The sequence below is a fragment of the Providencia sp. M-27 genome, from assembly GCF_011077905.1.
In the GTDB taxonomy this organism is placed as follows: domain Bacteria; phylum Pseudomonadota; class Gammaproteobacteria; order Enterobacterales; family Enterobacteriaceae; genus Providencia; species Providencia huaxiensis.
Map to the genome: position 1 here is coordinate 285600 of NZ_JAALBT010000005.1, position 17654 is coordinate 303253.

The 17654-nt window shown below is 36.4% G+C and carries 19 protein-coding genes and 1 pseudogene; 11 read left to right on the forward strand and 9 right to left on the reverse strand.

The features are described from left to right. Window positions 1-2 precede the first annotated feature (2 nt). Both G6Q48_RS10035 and G6Q48_RS10040 read left to right on the forward strand, forming a co-directional pair. Window positions 3-794, forward strand: a complete 792-nt coding sequence (locus G6Q48_RS10035) for a M48 family metallopeptidase (RefSeq protein ID WP_144138630.1) — start codon at window positions 3-5, stop codon at window positions 792-794. Then, window positions 787-1986, forward strand: a complete 1200-nt coding sequence (locus G6Q48_RS10040; RefSeq protein ID WP_166266189.1) for a hypothetical protein — start codon at window positions 787-789, stop codon at window positions 1984-1986. Before G6Q48_RS10035 ends, G6Q48_RS10040 begins: the two co-directional genes overlap by 8 nt. Before the next feature lie 74 nt (window positions 1987-2060). Here G6Q48_RS10040 and G6Q48_RS22790 read toward each other — a convergent pair whose 3' ends face one another. Continuing rightward, window positions 2061-2528 (reverse strand): hypothetical protein, encoded by a 468-nt coding sequence (locus G6Q48_RS22790; protein WP_144138627.1) that lies wholly within the window; start codon window positions 2526-2528, stop codon window positions 2061-2063. 511 nt (window positions 2529-3039) lie between these two features. Here G6Q48_RS22790 and G6Q48_RS10050 point away from each other — a divergent pair. Further along, window positions 3040-3837, forward strand: a complete 798-nt coding sequence (locus tag G6Q48_RS10050; RefSeq protein WP_048607643.1) for a hypothetical protein — start codon at window positions 3040-3042, stop codon at window positions 3835-3837. Window positions 3838-4201: 364 nt separating this feature from the next. Then, window positions 4202-4345, forward strand: a complete 144-nt coding sequence (locus G6Q48_RS10055; RefSeq protein WP_166266192.1) for a Hok/Gef family protein — start codon at window positions 4202-4204, stop codon at window positions 4343-4345. An 86-nt stretch (window positions 4346-4431) separates the two neighbouring features. On the opposite strand, the gene G6Q48_RS10060 is transcribed toward G6Q48_RS10055, so the two are convergent. Genes G6Q48_RS10060 through G6Q48_RS10070 form a run of 3 tightly spaced genes read right to left on the reverse strand, consistent with a single transcriptional unit; the run spans window position 4432 to window position 5420 of the window. Next, window positions 4432-4812 carry a hypothetical protein gene (locus G6Q48_RS10060; RefSeq protein ID WP_096864991.1) on the reverse strand — a complete coding sequence of 127 codons (381 nt, stop codon included), beginning with the start codon at window positions 4810-4812 and terminating at the stop codon, window positions 4432-4434. Window positions 4813-4842: 30 nt separating this feature from the next. Beyond that, entirely contained in the window at window positions 4843-5175 is a 333-nt protein-coding gene (mazF, locus tag G6Q48_RS10065) for an endoribonuclease MazF (protein WP_023159957.1), read from the reverse strand. After that, window positions 5175-5420 carry an AbrB/MazE/SpoVT family DNA-binding domain-containing protein gene (locus G6Q48_RS10070; protein ID WP_096864992.1) on the reverse strand — a complete coding sequence of 82 codons (246 nt, stop codon included), beginning with the start codon at window positions 5418-5420 and terminating at the stop codon, window positions 5175-5177. The genes mazF and G6Q48_RS10070 overlap by 1 nt, the downstream gene beginning before the upstream one ends. A gap of 310 nt (window positions 5421-5730) precedes the next feature. On the opposite strand from G6Q48_RS10070, the gene G6Q48_RS10075 reads away from it, so the two are divergent. The 3 genes from G6Q48_RS10075 to G6Q48_RS10085 all read left to right on the forward strand — a co-directional run bounded on the left by G6Q48_RS10075 (window position 5731) and on the right by G6Q48_RS10085 (window position 7904). After that, the gene (locus tag G6Q48_RS10075) at window positions 5731-6354 is read left to right on the forward strand and encodes an AAA family ATPase (RefSeq protein WP_023159958.1); all 624 of its coding nucleotides are present in this window, start codon (window positions 5731-5733) and stop codon (window positions 6352-6354) included. 124 nt (window positions 6355-6478) lie between these two features. Then, on the forward strand, window positions 6479-6706 hold the full coding sequence (locus G6Q48_RS10080) for a plasmid partition protein ParG (protein ID WP_048821767.1): 228 nt from the start codon (window positions 6479-6481) through the stop codon (window positions 6704-6706). A gap of 436 nt (window positions 6707-7142) precedes the next feature. Beyond that, window positions 7143-7904, forward strand: a complete 762-nt coding sequence (locus G6Q48_RS10085; protein ID WP_113532875.1) for an IS5 family transposase — start codon at window positions 7143-7145, stop codon at window positions 7902-7904. Window positions 7905-8041: 137 nt separating this feature from the next. Here G6Q48_RS10085 and G6Q48_RS10090 read toward each other — a convergent pair whose 3' ends face one another. From G6Q48_RS10090 to G6Q48_RS10100, 3 genes are read right to left on the reverse strand one after another with little or no spacing between them, the layout of a single operon-like run. Further along, window positions 8042-10954 (reverse strand): type III restriction-modification system endonuclease, encoded by a 2913-nt coding sequence (locus G6Q48_RS10090; protein WP_166266194.1) that lies wholly within the window; start codon window positions 10952-10954, stop codon window positions 8042-8044. Window positions 10955-10956: 2 nt separating this feature from the next. After that, window positions 10957-12906, reverse strand: a complete 1950-nt coding sequence (locus tag G6Q48_RS10095) for a site-specific DNA-methyltransferase (RefSeq protein ID WP_166266197.1) — start codon at window positions 12904-12906, stop codon at window positions 10957-10959. An 11-nt stretch (window positions 12907-12917) separates the two neighbouring features. Next, the gene (locus G6Q48_RS10100) at window positions 12918-13262 is read right to left on the reverse strand and encodes a hypothetical protein (protein WP_242685798.1); all 345 of its coding nucleotides are present in this window, start codon (window positions 13260-13262) and stop codon (window positions 12918-12920) included. A gap of 205 nt (window positions 13263-13467) precedes the next feature. Between G6Q48_RS10100 and G6Q48_RS10105 the strand changes: the two genes are divergently transcribed. After that, window positions 13468-13632, forward strand: coding sequence for a hypothetical protein (locus G6Q48_RS10105; protein ID WP_006536548.1), 165 nt, complete (start codon window positions 13468-13470; stop codon window positions 13630-13632). Here the strand turns inward: G6Q48_RS10105 and G6Q48_RS10110 are convergent. Together G6Q48_RS10110 and G6Q48_RS10115 are read right to left on the reverse strand one after the other, a co-directional pair. Continuing rightward, window positions 13629-14243, reverse strand: coding sequence for a Fic/DOC family protein (locus G6Q48_RS10110; protein ID WP_166266200.1), 615 nt, complete (start codon window positions 14241-14243; stop codon window positions 13629-13631). The genes G6Q48_RS10105 and G6Q48_RS10110 overlap by 4 nt on opposite strands. 172 nt (window positions 14244-14415) lie before the next feature. Beyond that, a pseudogene (locus G6Q48_RS10115) lies at window positions 14416-14733 on the reverse strand (tyrosine-type recombinase/integrase); the annotation flags it as partial. A gap of 393 nt (window positions 14734-15126) precedes the next feature. Between G6Q48_RS10115 and G6Q48_RS10120 the strand changes: the two are divergent. The 3 genes from G6Q48_RS10120 to G6Q48_RS22225 form a co-directional block, all read left to right on the forward strand. Next, window positions 15127-16878, forward strand: a complete 1752-nt coding sequence (locus G6Q48_RS10120; RefSeq protein WP_166266203.1) for a hypothetical protein — start codon at window positions 15127-15129, stop codon at window positions 16876-16878. A gap of 445 nt (window positions 16879-17323) precedes the next feature. Continuing rightward, complete coding sequence (tnpA, locus tag G6Q48_RS22420) at window positions 17324-17452, forward strand: IS66 family insertion sequence element accessory protein TnpA (protein ID WP_256372927.1); 129 nt, start codon at window positions 17324-17326, stop codon at window positions 17450-17452. Window positions 17453-17555: 103 nt separating this feature from the next. Continuing rightward, the coding region (locus G6Q48_RS22225; protein ID WP_228516233.1) for a hypothetical protein at window positions 17556-17654 on the forward strand (99 nt) is incomplete at its 3' end.

Below are 17654 nucleotides of genomic sequence, written 5' to 3' on the forward strand. Positions count from 1 at the left end.
GTATGACTTCTGTTAACCATAATGAAGGCAATGTCGAGGAATACAGCTTCATCTATGGTGATGAAGCTGTTACCTATGAAGTGATCCGCAAGGTATTTGCTTTAGATAAAAACGGTGAAGCTAAGAAAAAGAAAATCACCATTCGAGTGCATCCAGATTGCCGAGTGGCTGTTACTGCGCCTCAAGATGCTGAAAAATCAGCAATCCATGAGGCGGTCATGCAACGCGCTCAATGGATTTGGAATGCACTGGTCGAGTTTCGATCTCACTTAGAATATGTGCAAACCAAACACTATGTGAGTGGTGAGATGCAGTTCTATCTAGGCCGTCGCTATGTGTTAAAGGTGGTAGAAGACAGAGATGCCATTTCCAACGTGAAGATGGAACGAGGCAAGTTGTTAGTTACACTCAACCGCTTTAACGAAGATAAGCCAAAGCTAGTTAAAGCGCTGCTATCTGGTTGGTATGGCGTTCGTGCAGAGCGCATATTCCATGAACGTTTAGCTGAGCTTCTGCCACAAGCAACGTGGGTAGAGGGCATCCCATCATTTCGCATTATGCCGATGCAAAAACAATGGGGAAGCTGCTCAGCCAAAGGTACGTTGATGCTCAACCCTCACCTGATCAAAGCACCCAAAGAGTGCATTGATTACGTAATATTGCATGAGCTCTGCCATATTGCGGAATACAACCATAGTGAACGCTTCTGGCGATTGTTAACCAGCGTGATGCCGAACTGGAAAGAAGTGAAAAGTAAGCTCGATGGAATGGCGGAGTTGTATTTGAATGAGTGATTTTCATCATGGTTTTGGTCCTATGCCTGATGAATCGTTAAATAGTTTTATTTATAGAGTTCTACGGAGAAGTGGCCATAGGTGTTTTCACTCAATTCTAATGGCTGGAGGATGGGGGGATAAGCCAAGTGTACCCTTATCAGCAAAGCATGAATTTAAGTTCCTTGACCGATATCTTAAACTCGATCTATATGAGAGGACGTTTAGGCAGGAAAAGAACCAAGTTTCGATCTTTTCTAATCCAATCAGTCATGTGAATAATCTTAATAAGACATTTTCTCCAACAAAATATGTGAAATCTTGTGGGAATACTATTCAAATTAAATTCTGCCGAAAGTGTATTGATGTGCAAATAAAAGAATCTGGGTTCTCATACTTTAAATATGAGTGGCTATATGAAGATTTTTGCAAAGTCCATCAAAGTATTCTTCATGCTATTGACTCAAGAGTAAGCAGGAAGGAAATATTTGAGGTCGTACAATATATATTGTCTGGAAACTGCGTCGATAGGTTTCTTTGCAAAACATTGGATGGTTTTTATGCATATACAAGTTGGCCTCTGAGCAAATCCGAAATAAAGTTTGCGCCATGCGTTAAACCATTACTTATCAATCACTTTAAGTCAAAAAGCACTTGCTATCATAATGGTTATACAGAATTGGTGGATTATGGTTATCTAACGAATAAAGAGCGTCAGGCTACTATCAAACATAAGCGATCTGAAGAAATAAAATTTTCATTGGAAGAGTACTTGGATTTCTATTTAGAATTTGATTATGAATCAATTATTGAGTTTCTGAAAGAGCAATTAAAATTACAGTCATTCTCCTTAGCTAAAGCTAATCTTCATAAGAGAATATATAAAGTTTGGAAAGATCGAAAATCTAACTGCTCACTCTGTAAAATTAATATAAACTTTGGTGAAATGTGTCCAGTGGCTGAGCAGTCTCAAGTTTACTTCAAAAAAGCAGTTTCTATTTTAGATGTACATATACCACCAAGAAATATTTGTGAAGATAAACTATCTGAGATGATTGATAAAGTTTATTCACATCAAGAGAATATAGGTGTTAGAGATGGTGAGATTCTAGTAAGGAAAAATATTGAAAAATATGAATTACACTCTTCTTATGGAGGAGAGAAAGCATATAATGAATACGTATCAAAGGTTTTGAGAGATTTAAAGTTTTGAATATTTCCTCTTTTGATAATGTAAGCGATGTTTTTTATGTAATTACAAGTTGTAAACAACCCAAATATATAGCGTCAATTGGTCATAAGTTTAGTAGTGGACTTGTAAAGAGGTGCTGAATAATCTTGGAATATAAGATTGTATTGGTCTTGGCTATCAAGAAGAAAAGTAACTCGAATATGCTCCACGTTGCCAGTAGTAAGAATAGATCTTAGCCATCCAGCTATCGACGTATTCAGCAGCGCTCCACAATTAATGAACCAAATCCAAGCTGGCCGCTTATCGTTTTGAATAATATTTAGTAAGTGAGTTGTATACTGGTCTTCATCTAACTTTAGAAGATCAATATAGGCCGTATCTGCACCCAGTTTGTGATTAATCCGATTGTATCTGTCTTGAAAATCTTTACTACAGTTCATAGACAGTGTGTGCAATCTCATCATACCCAACTGCCAATATCCATGGACTAAGCGCTCAGTCGAGCCTACAGGCCAATTTTCAAAGTTTGGCGCGAACGGTAATGAAGTTGTTTCGTATTTCATATGTAACTACTCAATGTCTATAAGCTACCACTGTAATGACTTTTCTTTGAGAGTAGCAAAAGTAGGTGTCGGCCCTTCATAAAACAATGTATTTAGGCTAACAATCTCAATTTATTATGATATCAGTTGAACTGTGGTAGTGTGATTCGCTGGTCAATGGGGACCATGAGCAGAGCTAGCCTACATCTACAAACTTAATACGAGTAGTGTATAAACTTTATTGTTCCAAAATGGCGTTAGTGTACAAACTATATTGTTCCGATACAGTTAAAACATAGATATTATTGCAAATATAACAATACTCGGTGATATATTGCACATTATTGATGATTAAAATCCATAATGTAACTTGTATTATGAATTTGTGGGTAGAAAGTAGGTTTAATACACTGATTAGTGATTTCCTTTTTTTGGTAATATCAGAATCAATTGAATAGCTACCATGTAGCTATAATTATAAATTTTTATAATTATATAAGTACTAATTTATATTAAAAATAAAGGAAAAAATGTGAAAGCCAATAAATTAATTTTATTTGCAGTCTTATCATTGAGTATCACACATATCCAAAATGCGATTTCCGCTGAAAGTCAAATGTCATTTTCACTATCAGAAATTTGTAAAGCAGGATTATCTACCATATATGATCGTGATATAGATATAATGCAATCGACGGAAATTTCAAATAATATCAGTAGAATTAGATACATAAGAAGCCAAGATGGTAAACTCTTTTCATATCTGTGTAGAAAAGAGTCAACAAACAGACTAAGTTTCTTTGACGAAAACTTACCCAATGCTCGTTGGTATGGTGCTGATCTGTCTGAACCACAGATATTTTTCTCTACGGCAAACAATGTGCTAACTATAAGAGATGTTGTTAACGGAGAAACCTTAAAAACATATATATTTAGTAGAAATGATTTTATTGACAAGAAGGAAACATCTAAGGATGAAATGGATAAGATAAACATCTGGCTAGATGAGTACATAACCAATTCATTCAATAAAACTAATGCGTGGGATGTTAAATATATTGGTGTTACACAAACGATGTCTAGTCCGGTTAATACTTATATGCTAAATTTTGATACCACAGATAAAAAGTTACTCTCTCTTAAAAATGCAGATGTTGATGCGTTTGCTTTTGAACAAAACATATCAAGAATATCTAAATGGAAGAATAGCTTTTGTACAAAAGAGATTTCAGATTTTATGATTAAATATAGCATTGATGTGCTACACTCAAAAATATCTAATAACGGAGAATTACAATTTATCTCTACTTGCTACAAAGGTAGCTATTAAGGTTTATTGAAAGGTATTAATAACATGTGGGTGTAAATAAAATTATACCCACCACTAATATATGGTGATTTCATAGAATATTTAAATATATAATTGATATTATTCAATTCAAGTTAGTATGAGCCATTTATATTAAAATACTTAAAGAAATATCATAAAAACAAACACATATTATTAATAATAAATAGTATTGCAATTAATAATAATCTGCTAATATCGTTTTGGGTGCTTGAATCATTTTGGTTCGAGCATTGCTAAGAGCCAAAAAGACGAAAGCCCCGAATCAGGAATAATCCTTAATTCGAGGCAGTCTACAAACTTCGCAATTTGATTCTGTCTCCTTTTACTCAAGGAGTCAAGAGAAATGAGCAAATTTGCCCTGATAGGGCTGATTGCTGTGTGCATCACAGTTCTGTGCTTCTCATTGTTAATGCGTGATCGCTTATGTTCACTAAATTTCACAAGCGGAGGCATAGTGGTTCAAGCAACGCTATCTTGTGATAAGTAATGTTGCTCTTGTGGGGGGAAACCCCCACATTTTCTCTTTTACAGATTACGGTGGGTTGGTGATACAAGCACTCTTTTTTCGGTTAGCTATGGTTCACTCTTTTTACTATCAATCATACCACTTTCGTTGAATAGATAGATAAGCCAGTAAATTAAATATAATGCTGTTGTAATCATGCCTATATTGATCATCAATAATCCGAATCGAGGTGTATTATTAATATCAAACAGTAAATCATCCCTGATAAAATAGCTAGAGAGTAAAAATACAACTGATATACCAGAATAACCAAATGCCAATTTGAATAGTCTTGATTTCGATTTAGCGAAAATCATTATTAAAATTATAAAAAACAAAACATAATCATTTACTGTGAAAATAACATCTAAAATAGAGCTTAATGATGATATAGCATTATCTAAAGGAGTTTGATTACCTGTTGCTGTGTGTAGTGTTTCATTTTCCATTCTATCCCATAACCCTTATAAGTATTATATCTAACCTATTAACGCCTTTGCTTTAGCTTTTATCTCTGCCAGTTCTGATGCCTCCACTTTGCCCTTTTTAGTAACCTTACGAGCTCTCCAGTCAACACATGTAACTTGATCCGCTAATGCGTAGCTGTCTCTTTCGTTCGAGAGTTCGCATTCAAATGGATAGCCTTTGCCCTTAGTTGTACATGGTACGCATAATAAGAGCCCTACTTTATTATTGTATGCAAATGGGCTGAGGACAACTGCTGGACGATGACCGCCCTGCTCATGTCCTTCAACTGGATCAAAGTCAATCCAAATCAAATCGCCAGAATCAGGAACGTATCGAGATACCATTAAATTAATTCCTTACCTGTTCGAGCTCCGAAGTCTACTTTCTCATGAATATTCTCCGGCGTGATACCGGCTAACAAATTTTCTAATGAGTATTCTACCGCTTTAACTGGCGTAATGATGATACGACCTTCTTCTACCGCTATTTCAACCGTATCATCAACGCTAAGTGCCGCTTTTTGCATGATTGCAACAGGAAGCCGTACAGACGGGCTATTGCCCCATTTTTTTACTGTGACCTGAGCCATTTATCACCTCTACAATTCAACGTCCGAGTTTTTATAGTAGCACCCTAATTTAAATGTATCAACATTGTTGATTGTGTTAATGTGTATAAACACATAAACACATAAACACATAAACACAAGCTAGCATAAGTAAGGGTGCACATAAACACATTAGCGCATGTGTAACTAACTGATTTCACGAGTCAGGTATGTTTTTCTTATGATTTAATGTGTTTTTGCTTAAATACACATTAACACAAATACACATTGATTATTTTTTGGCTTCCTTAGATAATGAAAAAAAACACAAACAAACATATGAGGTTTTCCAGTGAAAGTAATTTCTTTTTTAAATCCGAAAGGCGGCTCTGGAAAAACAACCACCGTCATAAATGTTGCTACTGCTATGCAGAAAGCAGGTTATTCATTAGCAGTTGTAGATACAGATCCTCAAATGAGCCTATCTAACTGGTCTAAAGAAGGGAACTGTGATTATGATGTTTTCACCGCCGCCAGTGAGAAAGACGTTTATAGTATCCGTAAAGATCTAAGTGATTATGATTTTGTCATCGTAGATGGAGCTGGTTCACTTTCTGTCATTACATCAGCAGCGGTTATGGTTAGTGATCTAGTTATAATTCCAGTCTCGCCAAGCCCTCTTGATTTTTCCGCAGCCGGTAGTGTTACATCGGTCCTCGAAGCTCAAGCATACAGCCGTAAAGTAGAAGCTAGATTTCTGATTACTCGTAAAATTGACCAAACAACTATGTTGCAAGTATTAAAAGACAACCTCAAAGATACTGGCTTGCCTTCTTTCAAAACAGCTATTTCTCAACGGCAGAGCTATATCAAATCTATTCTAGATGGTAAGAGTATTTTTGAAACTAATGATGGAAATGCAAAAGGCGAGATAGAAATACTAACCAGAGAAATTTTGACTATTTTTGAGTCATAATGTGTATTAACACATTAACACATTGACACATTGACACATTGACACATTGACACGAATATATATTTACACAAATGCGCTAAAACACATAAGCGTATTTGTGTTTTGAAATTAAAAGAGATACTTTATGGCACTTAAAAAAGTAAACGAATCAGCAAATTCACAGAAAATGAAATTCGGTAAAAACAGAGACTTAGATAAAATTCTTGATAAAAGTACAAAAACCAAACGCATTAATGTAGATCTTGACGAAGATACTCAAATTCGATTCAAAGCTGCATGTGTCAAACGAAACACCACAATGAAAGAAGTAATATCAGATTATGTTCATCAGTGGCTAAAGGAAAATGAATAGGTAGTGGTTTTATAGGGATGATATTTCATCCCTTTTTATTGATCTTATGGCTTTAGCCAGTTTAAGTCGCGTTAGCGTCTTAAACATAAAACCACCTGCTTTGCGGGTGGAGTCAAAGGGTTATACCAAGAAAAACACCTTTCCGTTACGATATAGATGTTCAAGCTAATATTCGTAATCAAAATAAGGAAAGGTGTTTATGGGCATTAAAGCACAAAGCTCAGCACTTAGCTTGAACGAAGAGAAAGCAGCGTCATTTAGGCGCAGTCGGTAATAAGCCCTTATAGGGCTAGAGCAAACCACCCGCTATGCGGGTGGTTATGATTGCACTTTTATCTCAATTTCACTAGAGCGTGTTGATCTTTTCGGTATAAAAAGCAGACAGCAAATGGGGCTGTTATAATGGTTTCGCCAAAAATCAAAAAAACACCCCCAAATGCCGAGACTTATGTTAACAGATGATAGCTGGAAGTTACTATCAAAAATCATGCACCTAACCGGACGTATTTATAACAAACCAGAACATAGAATGACCCTTGAAGGTATTTTATTCCGAATAAGAACAGGCATTCCATGGCGCGATTTACCTCGTCAATTTGGTGAATGGAATACGGTATTTAGACGTTTTAACCTTTGGTCAAAGAAAGGCGTGATGATGGAAATTTTCCAATTTCTATCTCGCTTCAATGATCCTCAGTGGCTATTTATTGATGCCAGTATCGTGAAAACGCATCAAGATGGAGCCAACGTTAAAGATGCTTCAAAGCAGGCTATAGGCAAAAGTCGAGGCGGCAACTCAACTAAAATACATTTAGCGGTAGATAGCAGTGGTCTTCCGGTTCATTTTGAGTTGTCAGGTGGGCAAGCCCATGATGTGAGTTATGCAGAAACATTGGTTACCTCTTCACCGGAAGCCGAAGTTGTTATTGCAGATAAAGGCTATGACTGTGAAGCCTTACGACAGTTGATAAAAAGCCGTCGGGGTCAGCATGTCATCCCAAGAAAAGGGAATAGTAAACAAGGGAATAAAGATATTGATTGGTGCTTATATCGATATCGTCATTTAGTTGAAAATGCCTTCCTAAAAATAAAGAAATACCGAGCAGTGGCGACTCGGTATGACAAATTAGCCCGAAATTATGAAAGTGTTGTTGCTTTAGCATTTTCAATCATGTGGCTCCCAATGTGGGTCGATTGAAATATGCACTACAAAGATAAACACGCTCTAGTAGTAAATCGAAATATGTCCTTGTAGGATTTAATATTTCATAGTTTATTTTCAATACTTACAACAAAATAAAGGAGGCTAGCGCCAGCGCCTCCTTTTCTACAAATTTATGGTAGAGCGCTCTTTATTGTCTCATATATTTCGTCATTAGCGAATTGTGTCTTGAATTCAACTTTAATGGACTGACTTATCTGATTGAATAGCACCTGAGCATGTTCTATCTTACGCTTCTCTTCAAGCCGCAAGCTATCTTTTCCGTCTACATTTTTTGTTTCAATGATAAAGTTTAAATAATCACCATTTGTAGTTTTAACTACATAAGCAAAGTCAGGGGAATACGTGTATCCTCCTGCCACAGGAATCTTAATAGAATTCTTCGGTATTTTAGTAAAAACAGCTACAGAGTGTATCTCTCCATCAGTTATGTTGAGTCGTTCAAGCTCTGAGTCATAAAAGACTTCTTCAAAGAGATAAGAATCCAATGGCGGCTTTGTATTATCATGTAACACACCAAGATCACTTGATAATACCTCATTTAGAGGTTCACCATCTACGGTTGTGAATTTTGTTGGATGAATAGAGCTAGAAATTAGATTATAGCCAAGACTGAACTTGTTGAAAGAATTATTTAGTAAATACTTGCTAAAGCTGGATTTAATCTTTCTGATTGTCTGAATGTTCAGATAGTCAGTAATATTAATAGTGTCTTTTATATCACAAAATACCTTATGCAAAGTACCGTGTTTAGCAAAAATAGTTTGTGATAAGTTATCAAGAAATTCTCGGTAGCTCATTGTGTTTAGTTTAGCAAAGTTATCATCATCACTAACGATACTTTTCGACATTGCCGTATCATTATGGATGTAGATCCTATCAATGCGTGTATGCACGCCTGATTTAGTAAATCTATCTGTTTCTTCGAGCATAAATGACTTGAAAATAGATAAAAATTCATTTTCACTGCTTATTTTATACTCGATTACTGCTTTTTGATTGATCAAATCCCATAGTTCTTTCAGTTCGCTGAACTTGCCAATACGCATTTTAGTGCGTTTTTTCCCATCGGTAGCTTTTTTGATTTTGCTTGGTTTTACTCCAGTAGGGAATGCCGCTGGGTATTTACCTTTTAAGCGTGTATAGGAATCAGAATCTTTGAAGTTGTCATTATCATCAATGATTTCATCATCAAAAACTTCATTCATGAGTGCTCTGGATGAAAGCTCAGGATACTGAGATAGGATTTTATCTTTAAGTTCTTGAGTAAACTTACTTGGAACAGTTTCTTTGAAAGAGCTATCGTTGACCTCTTTGACAAGAGAATCGACAAAATCTTTTTCTGTAAAATCAACATAATAGTTGAGTGTGAAATTGCGGTCTTTCACACGGCACATGTATTCATTAACCGGAAGACGCAAACCACGCCCTACCTCTTGAAGTTTTGATGTGGTGCTGCCGCTTGAACGTAGCTTGCAAATCTGAAAGACATTTGGGTTATCCCATCCCTCACGCAACGTCCATTTAGAGAAAATGAAACGTCGAGGATTTTTTAAAGATAATAGAAGCTCTTTGTCATGAAGGATTTCGTTGATTTCCTGCTCAATTTTGTCATCTTTATCACTGTTATCTTTTGAAAAATAACCACCATGAACAGAAGATATATCCTTAACAGTTTTTTCAAGGTAGTTTCTATAAAACTCATCTTTCTCTGTTTTTAACAGTTCAGTAGCTTCTGCTAAAACGTATTCTTCGAACTTAGTTTTCAGGCTTCCAGCAATATCATTACCATCACGATAGCCTTCAATGTCATCAATGAAGAAAAGAGTAAGGGGCTTTATGCGTGGCCTTTGTGTCAGATACTCTTTTTCTAACTTAAAGTGTTCTTTGACAGCTTTACGCATCATGTTATCAGCAAGTGTCTGATCGTAAGAATAGGGGTTTATCGAGCTACCTATTTTTAGCTCAATACCATTACTCAACACGGCTGTATTCTTGTTTAAAGCATCAAGAGTTAAATCATGGATCGCGCTATGCGTCTTAGATAGTGATTCACCTTTGGCTAACTTAAACGTTTTTTTATTACTATTTTCATTCAGTTCAAATGTAGCTTCTTTTCCGTCAGATTTGACGAACTTGAGGTTGGCATTACCATCACCAATAATATCCTCAATGTATGCATCAATACCTTTAACCAGATCTTCATTGAATGCATCCACGGCTGTAAGACGATAAACTAAGTTCTTATAGCCTTCACTAAAGGTTGCTCCATAGCGGATGATATATTGAGCATTAAATTTTTTAATACTTTCCCATGTCTTTTTACCCGTAGGAAATTTATGAGGCTCATCAATGATAATGAATGGTTTTATCGCACTAAGCGCAGAAAATGGGGTATCAAACTGATTATCAAGCAAGCCAACATCATAAGTGTCATTTAAAGACTTAGAGTTAATCATTCCTGAGTTGATCACCAGAACGTGTATATATTTCTTATTGAAATTACTTGATTCAACAAAATCATGGATAGCTTGAGGCATATATGATTTTTTATTTTTACTAGAGCTTTTCTGACTCTCAACAACGTAAGTCTTTAGCTCTCGCTCGTAATCATCTCGAAAGTGTTCTTTTAAAGCATCACTTTTTAAAAAATTAACTGTTCCAGCTTTGATTGATAGCGTAGGAACAATAATTATAAATTTGTTAATGCCAAATGATTTGTTCAGGTCAAAAATTGTTTTGGTGTAGGTATAGGTTTTACCTGTCCCTGTTTCCATAGAAACATCAATTACGTTGCTTTTAGCATCGTAATTATCTTTTGAATGCTCAATGCCATTGAACTTCTGAACATTTTTTATGTTGTTGTAGTATTGTTGTTCAGTAAGGTTAAGTTCTGGATTAGCCAACAGACGGATAGCGACACTATCCGTCTGTTGGGGTGTTGCGGAAGCAAAAATATTCATGACCGCATCAACACCAGCCTTTTGATGTGGTAAGTTCTTTTCGAAAGTGAACCCTTTAGACATGATTAGTTCCTCGCCACCAAATCTAAATCAATAGATTTTTTATTGGCATAACTTTTTAGTGCTTCGTTGAGTTCCATCTGTTTCGCACTATCGAAGTTGCTGCCATAAAACACAACTTTGTTAGGGGCAAAGTCTTTGTCTGAATCTAGCTTTTGAAGTAAAGCTTTCAGGGCTTCACTGGTGAAGTTAGGCGCAATCAGATACAGACGACCATCGCACAAGTGCGCTTTGTAGCCATCGAGAACAACATCTTCAATTGGTGTTGTTAATAAGCTACCATCATATACACACCATGTAGTCAATAAGGAGTTATATTGCTCAAGTGTTAATACTGTATCATCAAAGAATGTATGGTTAGACAGCGTAAGTTCAGACTCATCTTTTGCACGGAAGTCGTCAACTGTTTCAAATATTTTGAAGCCAAGGTCTCCATTATAATTGGGATTTCCTTTTTTTAACTTTTCTCCAGCTTTGCTGATTCTTTTTTTGGTTATTTCAAAAATAGTTCTATATCCAATAGTATAAGCGTTCTTAGTTTTATTTATATCCTCATCTTTTTGTATGCATATAAAATTCCTGCATCCAGAATCTTTATTATTTAAATACACAACAGCTTCTGCCGTCGTACCTGAACCAGCAAAAAAATCAAGAACCAATGAATCCTTTTTTGTTCCAATTTTTATAAGATCAGATATGAGGGGAACTGGCTTCGGGCCTTCAAATAGCTTATCTCCTAAAAGGTTTTTAAGTTCATTTGTTGCGGTGCTAGTACTATATTCAGGTTTATACCAAATTGATTTTGGCTTTTTAGTTGGTAGATCTCCGAGAGCAGGTCTTTGTTTTTTATAAATGTTTTTTCCATCCTTTATATCTATTACTATTAAGTTATAAAACTCATCATTTATTTTTTTCTTTCCCCATGACCACGATAGTTCTTCACCTGTAGGGCTTACTGGGTAAATGATATAATCATTTTCGTGTAGAGGTTTATCATCATCAGTTACATAAACTTTGTTTTCTGAATTGATGAATACTGGAAACCAACCTTTTGGTCTGGATTTTCTAGATGCATCTTGACCAGTACGTTTTAATGTATCGGCTCTTTTAAATAGGCCATATTCATCTTCATCCCACTCTTTTTCAACTTCACTTTCATCGATATCGAATTGGCCCAAATGACAAATATCTTTGTTTTTAGCATATACATATATATATTCATGCGTATCTGAAAAGCCAAAGTTATCATGGTTTCCTTTGAGGTTCATGATTGTAGGGAGTTTCGCAACAAAGTTAGCTTGACCAAATACTTCGTCGCATAATAATCCTAACTGTTTATCTTCATTATCATCTATGGATATGAAAATAACTCCATCCTCTTTTAAAAGTTCACGAGCAATATAAAGACGGGGGTAAATGAATGTCAACCATGCACTATGACTACTTGAACCTTTGACAGTAAAATTGAGGATACGTGTGGCCTCATCAAGCTCGATACCAGCCAGTTCAGAAAGCTGTTCTGCTGTGAAATTACGCTCATCATTATATACAAATCCATCTGAACCAGTATTATATGGTGGATCAATGTAAATCATTTTAACTTTTTCAGAATAAGCATTAACCATGTGCTTTAATACTTCAAGGTTATCCCCTTTGATTAACAGATTCTGACTGTTTTTGTTCTCTTCTGATTGATTATGGTCTTTATCTTCTGTCAGCAAAGTCTTCGGTGGTAGGTTAGCCAACAGACGGGCATAGGATTTACCAAGCCAGTTTAAGCTGTATGACTCTTTAGAGAGTTCAATATCCGATGATTTGACGACCTCAAGCAGCTTCTCTTGAATGAAAGCCCCGTTTTTATCAAAACACTGTGGAAAGTTAGCCTTCAAAACAGCAAGCTGCTTGCTATTGGTAGTTTCTACTTCTGAAAAAATCGTTTCTTTTTGCATATCCATTTTAAACCTGATTATTTAGCGTTCGATTTGCTGGTATTTTTGATTGAAGCTTCACTTAAACCTATGCGTAGTAGTTCTGCCGCCGCACCATCTATGCTTTTGAAAATTCGTGCTTCATAAGGCTGTCTGGAGCTACATAAGACTGATGGCTTACCCTCCCCCTCGGAACCATTAAAAATCACCGTATATTCGCCTTTAGAGCCTTCTATTGTTGCTCTATCAAGTTGACCTGATTTGACTCTTTCCTTAGCCATCGAGCTGAGAATGAAATTTCCACCATCAAGAGCTGATATCATGGTTATAACCTCGTTATGTGATAATGAAACAATATCAAATATTGTTTCATTGATAAACATTTGCTTTTCAAACCATTCTAATGATTGATAGCTTCAAATGCTCATCCGAGGTAAATTGCGCATCTAGTAATTGAACTAGCAGCTCAAGGTAGACGGAAATGAAGTGACATTGTGCAGTAAAATTTTTAACTAGAAAGGTGTTCTATGTTGCCATACAAAACAACGGTGATAAAATGCACTATCGCCCGTTTGATATGAGACTACCATGAAAAAGAACGAATTAATTCAAGCAACAAGACCAACTCGTACTCAACTCATTCGTTCGGTTGCAACCTCTACAGCGATTGAAACGGGGCAGGAGTCTCGTCGCCTTGAAGAAGAAATGAAAGCGAAACGTGAGAAGTTTGGACATTTGAAACTGGCGATTTAGTTTTCTTTTAAGGCTTCATTAACCCAATATTTCATGGGTTCATAGTTAAGGTTTAACCCTGCGTGGATTGCTGCGATGTACTGCTCGGGGTGTTGAGTCCAACTTTCATAGTCTAACGGCTGGAAACCAGCTTGTACTGCCATTACATCGGCAAGTAAGCGCGATAAGCGCCCATTACCTTCTCTAAATGGATGTATCAGAATCAACTCCACATGTACCGTGGCAATAGCCTCTATGACTTGTTCTCGGCTCATATTGGTGCAAGGTGTGTACTTCGCTAGAAACTCTTTCTCGAATTGAGCAAGTAATTTTGCAACTCGACCCGCAGGGGCAAACATAAAGCCACCTTTGCTAATATTCACTGTACGTAATTGACCTGCCCACTCGTAAACATTTCCTAACCATTGGCGCCAGCGCTGAATAAGTGATACCGTGATTTGTTCAGTTGGGAATTGCTCTTCAAAAATAACCTGATACAACTTTTCTAACAGAACAAGCTCAGCATCATTGATATCATCAACGTTTGAAAGCCCTAGCTTATTAGCTAGCACTTCTTCATCAGAACCATCAGCAAATTTTCCTTCGCTGTTAAACACATCGTATTTATTCATATAAGCGTGTTCTTGTGGTATGGGTATGAATTTTGTACGTTATAATGCTAAAAACATCAAATAAATAATAACTACCTATAAATCAACGGATTAATTAAGTGTAGGTTAAATTATAGGTTTTGCTGAAAAATTAATAAATATCGTTATATTTCAACGCTAACACACCCATGCATCATGATTTTGATTCTAGGTTGGTCTGTTTTACCCAAATATCAAGTTTATCAGCCCAATCTTGCATCATGATTTTGCGCTCTTCAAGATAAGTTGCATGATTATATGAACGTCTAACGCTATTTGAGTCCATATGGGCTAATTGTGCTTCTATAGCATCAGGTCGATATCCTAACTCATTTAATCGTGTGCTGCCTGTTGTACGTGTCGCATGAGGGCTATATATACCACTCCAACCTCTCGTTTTAAGAAATTGCCTTAGCGAGTTAGTAGACATTGGTTTATGGCAAGAATCACGACCGGGAAATAAATGTTTGCGGTTCACGTTAAAACCTAAATTTATGGTGTATTAGTTTGATTTATAATGATTTGATTTTAAATTATTTATTTTGTACTCAGCGGTGTACTCATTTAGAACAAGGTGTCTGCGAAAATAGTACTTATAAGATTATCAAAGTAAAATTACATCAGTATAAAACACTAATTTATTGCATAGAGTATAACATAATCTGACAGGCAGTTTGGTGCCGAGAGCGGACAGTTTGAAAAATAACTGTGCTACCCAGCAACAGATACATAGTAGTTTCTGTTTTTATAAATTTTACAGCCCTGCAATGATTCTATGGTCAAAAGTAGGTTAGACACAAACCATCCAAAATGGATATGATTACTGTGTTAGCTAACACTCATGGTTATCACGGAGGGCTATTAAGTGCTTGATTATTTATCAAAGCTTCCTTTACCAGCTGAGCAAATACCTCAGGGTTTAAAGGATCTATTATTTGTTGAAGACAATTCTAACCCCCAGCGAGAAGTTACTGTAACCCATCGGTACGAAAGAAATAAATATCAAGATGATTATGATTACACTCATATGATCATGGCCGTAGTTCCCGAGGGTGATGTCGCAAATCTAAGTGTGTTACGTGAATCCTGTGAAGGTGTCGTCACATTTTCCACGCAGGACTGCACAGAGAAAGGTGGGGCTTGGGGTACAGATATATCTATCTCCGGTTATGGGTATATTGTAGCTTCTTGGGGATCAAGTCTTCACTACTCCTTTTTTTTGGCCGAAGATGTCTGGATGAAACTGGGATTGAAACCAAGGCTCATAGGGGATGATGAACAAAAAGTAATTTTTGATGAGGTTTCTTCGCCATCATATGGAGTCGCACAAGGCGATGTCTCAAGCGAATATTATTTCAAAAGCAACAAAGATGTTAAATGGACGATGAGGAATGATTACCTCAGAAAATATTTATGGATGAAAGGTTGTGTTGGAGTAAAAGTTTTCTTCTTCGAAGCCTATATCGAACGAACTAAAGAGGTACTCGAACTATTATCAGGTTCTAATCACTTTAGAATCGAACTTCCCTGGATTGAATTTAAAATAGTTGATCATACAGATAGGGTATTGCTTCAAGCATGGGGAACTGTTCAATCTGTTCAGCCAGAGCTTTGCTTTGAATTAGACGTCAACACATTAGTATGGCCCGGTCACAAGTCACCGATGACAATGTCACGAGCGACCGATTATCGTAGTGACGAATACGTATATGTTGATGATGCTTTTCTTACTAAATATGAGAAAGATAAGACATACAAAGCCATTCCATTTTTTGATGGTAATCACTATCATGCAGACCCTAGCTATGGCGGGCAATGGGCATTTAGAGACTGTGTAAGAGTCGGTAGAAACTTAGTGAAAATACCTTTTTATGAGCTTTACCGAGGAGTTCCAGAAAAGGAAATATATCATGTGTTTGATTATGCGAAAGACCAAAACCTTATTGATACTAATTCATTAGATGATGAGCATATTGTTTCTAAGACTTTTAGATTTGCTAGAGAACTAGCTGAGCTTAATGAAAACCTAGTATCTCTAGGTAGAGTTTTAGATGTTCCCCTGTCGAATTCTGATATTTTTGAATACAACAGAGATGAACTTGATGATGAAGGCATTAGAAACTATCCTGTACTGCAAAAGCTTGCTCATGTAGCCTCAATCGATATGCAAGAGCAAGATTTCCTGGCTAGATGCAAGACTATAAACGAGATCATTAATAAGATTAAAACTGGTTCATTAAAGAAATTAAGTATTGCTATGGGTGTAAAGGCTAAGGATATTGAAAGATTGCAAACGCTAAAATTACTGCAAGGAATATTAAACCTTACAAGGATTATTAATGAACAAAATGAAGAGCAATCCGCGCTAAAACATGCCAATGAACTTGCAAATTATAATTCATCCAATCATACGTTAGCAGCCCTATTTATAAATAATGACTTGAGGAACGCTGAAGCTCATGAAGCAGTCAATAAATCCATTGAACATTTAGCTAATCTTGGTTTTGATAGTGCAACTTTGGCATCAGGTTATAGCCATGCTTTAGATTTTATATTTGATCAAGTCATTGAGAGCTTGAAGAATTTTAATGCAACTTTAAATGAAGTCCTGCATTAATGTTAAAGTGCAATATAAGCTTTAGATGATCTTCTAAAGCTTTTTATTCAGTTAATACTTATTGGTGCTATTAACAAGTAATTTTTATGCCTTCTGGAACCTTTGTGCAGATAAAAGGGTCGTTATGCGGACTAATTGCCAATGTCCGCTCTTCGCTCGTAGCAGACCTCGCAGTGTGTCAGACGGTCCGCTTCGTGCCAGGAGCGGACATTGAGGCGTAACTCGTTTCTGCCCCAAAATCATTTGACACGAGATTCTTGAACGATTTCTCCTGTCATTTCTTGACTTACTTTTTCTCACAGCAGATTATGAACATAATTGAGTATTTACGACTGTACGTACAGAAATTTGCAGTTTGGAGTATTGTAAGCGCATCATAAACCCCGCATTCTAATCGTCTAGCCCGAATAATAAGATCAAACCTCCAACCCAAAGGAGATTTGAAATGGCCAAACGACGCACTAACCAAGAATGGCGAACCCTGTTCGAACACTATGAATCCAGCCAGTTATCACAACGATTATTCTGTGAACGTAACGGACTGAGCCTCTCCACTTTTTACGCTAAGCGCTGATGAATCCCCTAATGATTTTTATCAAAATCATTAAGTTAAGGTAGATACACATCTTGTCATATGATCAAATGGTTTCGTCAAAAATCAATAATCAGACAACAAAATGTGCGAACTCGATATTTTACACGACTCTCTTTACCAATTCTGCCCCGAATTACACTTAAAACGACTCAACAGCTTAACGTTGGCTTGCCACGCATTA

Bases quoted from the DNA above. Each gene is read 5' to 3' on its own strand.
- G6Q48_RS10035 (WP_144138630.1), top strand. From the start codon at position 3: ATGACTTCTGTTAACCATAATGAAGGCAATGTCGAGGAATACAGCTTC.
- G6Q48_RS10040 (WP_166266189.1), top strand. From the start codon at position 787: ATGAGTGATTTTCATCATGGTTTTGGTCCTATGCCTGATGAATCGTTA.
- G6Q48_RS22790 (WP_144138627.1), bottom strand. From the start codon at position 2,528: ATGAAATACGAAACAACTTCATTACCGTTCGCGCCAAACTTTGAAAAT.
- G6Q48_RS10055 (WP_166266192.1), top strand. From the start codon at position 4,202: ATGAGCAAATTTGCCCTGATAGGGCTGATTGCTGTGTGCATCACAGTT.
- G6Q48_RS10060 (WP_096864991.1), bottom strand. From the start codon at position 4,812: ATGGAAAATGAAACACTACACACAGCAACAGGTAATCAAACTCCTTTA.
- mazF (WP_023159957.1), bottom strand. From the start codon at position 5,175: ATGGTATCTCGATACGTTCCTGATTCTGGCGATTTGATTTGGATTGAC.
- G6Q48_RS10070 (WP_096864992.1), bottom strand. From the start codon at position 5,420: ATGGCTCAGGTCACAGTAAAAAAATGGGGCAATAGCCCGTCTGTACGG.
- G6Q48_RS10080 (WP_048821767.1), top strand. From the start codon at position 6,479: ATGGCACTTAAAAAAGTAAACGAATCAGCAAATTCACAGAAAATGAAA.
- G6Q48_RS10085 (WP_113532875.1), top strand. From the start codon at position 7,143: ATGCCGAGACTTATGTTAACAGATGATAGCTGGAAGTTACTATCAAAA.
- G6Q48_RS10090 (WP_166266194.1), bottom strand. From the start codon at position 10,954: ATGTCTAAAGGGTTCACTTTCGAAAAGAACTTACCACATCAAAAGGCT.
- G6Q48_RS10095 (WP_166266197.1), bottom strand. From the start codon at position 12,906: ATGGATATGCAAAAAGAAACGATTTTTTCAGAAGTAGAAACTACCAAT.
- G6Q48_RS10100 (WP_242685798.1), bottom strand. From the start codon at position 13,262: ATGTTTATCAATGAAACAATATTTGATATTGTTTCATTATCACATAAC.
- G6Q48_RS10105 (WP_006536548.1), top strand. From the start codon at position 13,468: ATGAAAAAGAACGAATTAATTCAAGCAACAAGACCAACTCGTACTCAA.
- G6Q48_RS10110 (WP_166266200.1), bottom strand. From the start codon at position 14,243: ATGAATAAATACGATGTGTTTAACAGCGAAGGAAAATTTGCTGATGGT.
- tnpA (WP_256372927.1), top strand. From the start codon at position 17,324: ATGGCCAAACGACGCACTAACCAAGAATGGCGAACCCTGTTCGAACAC.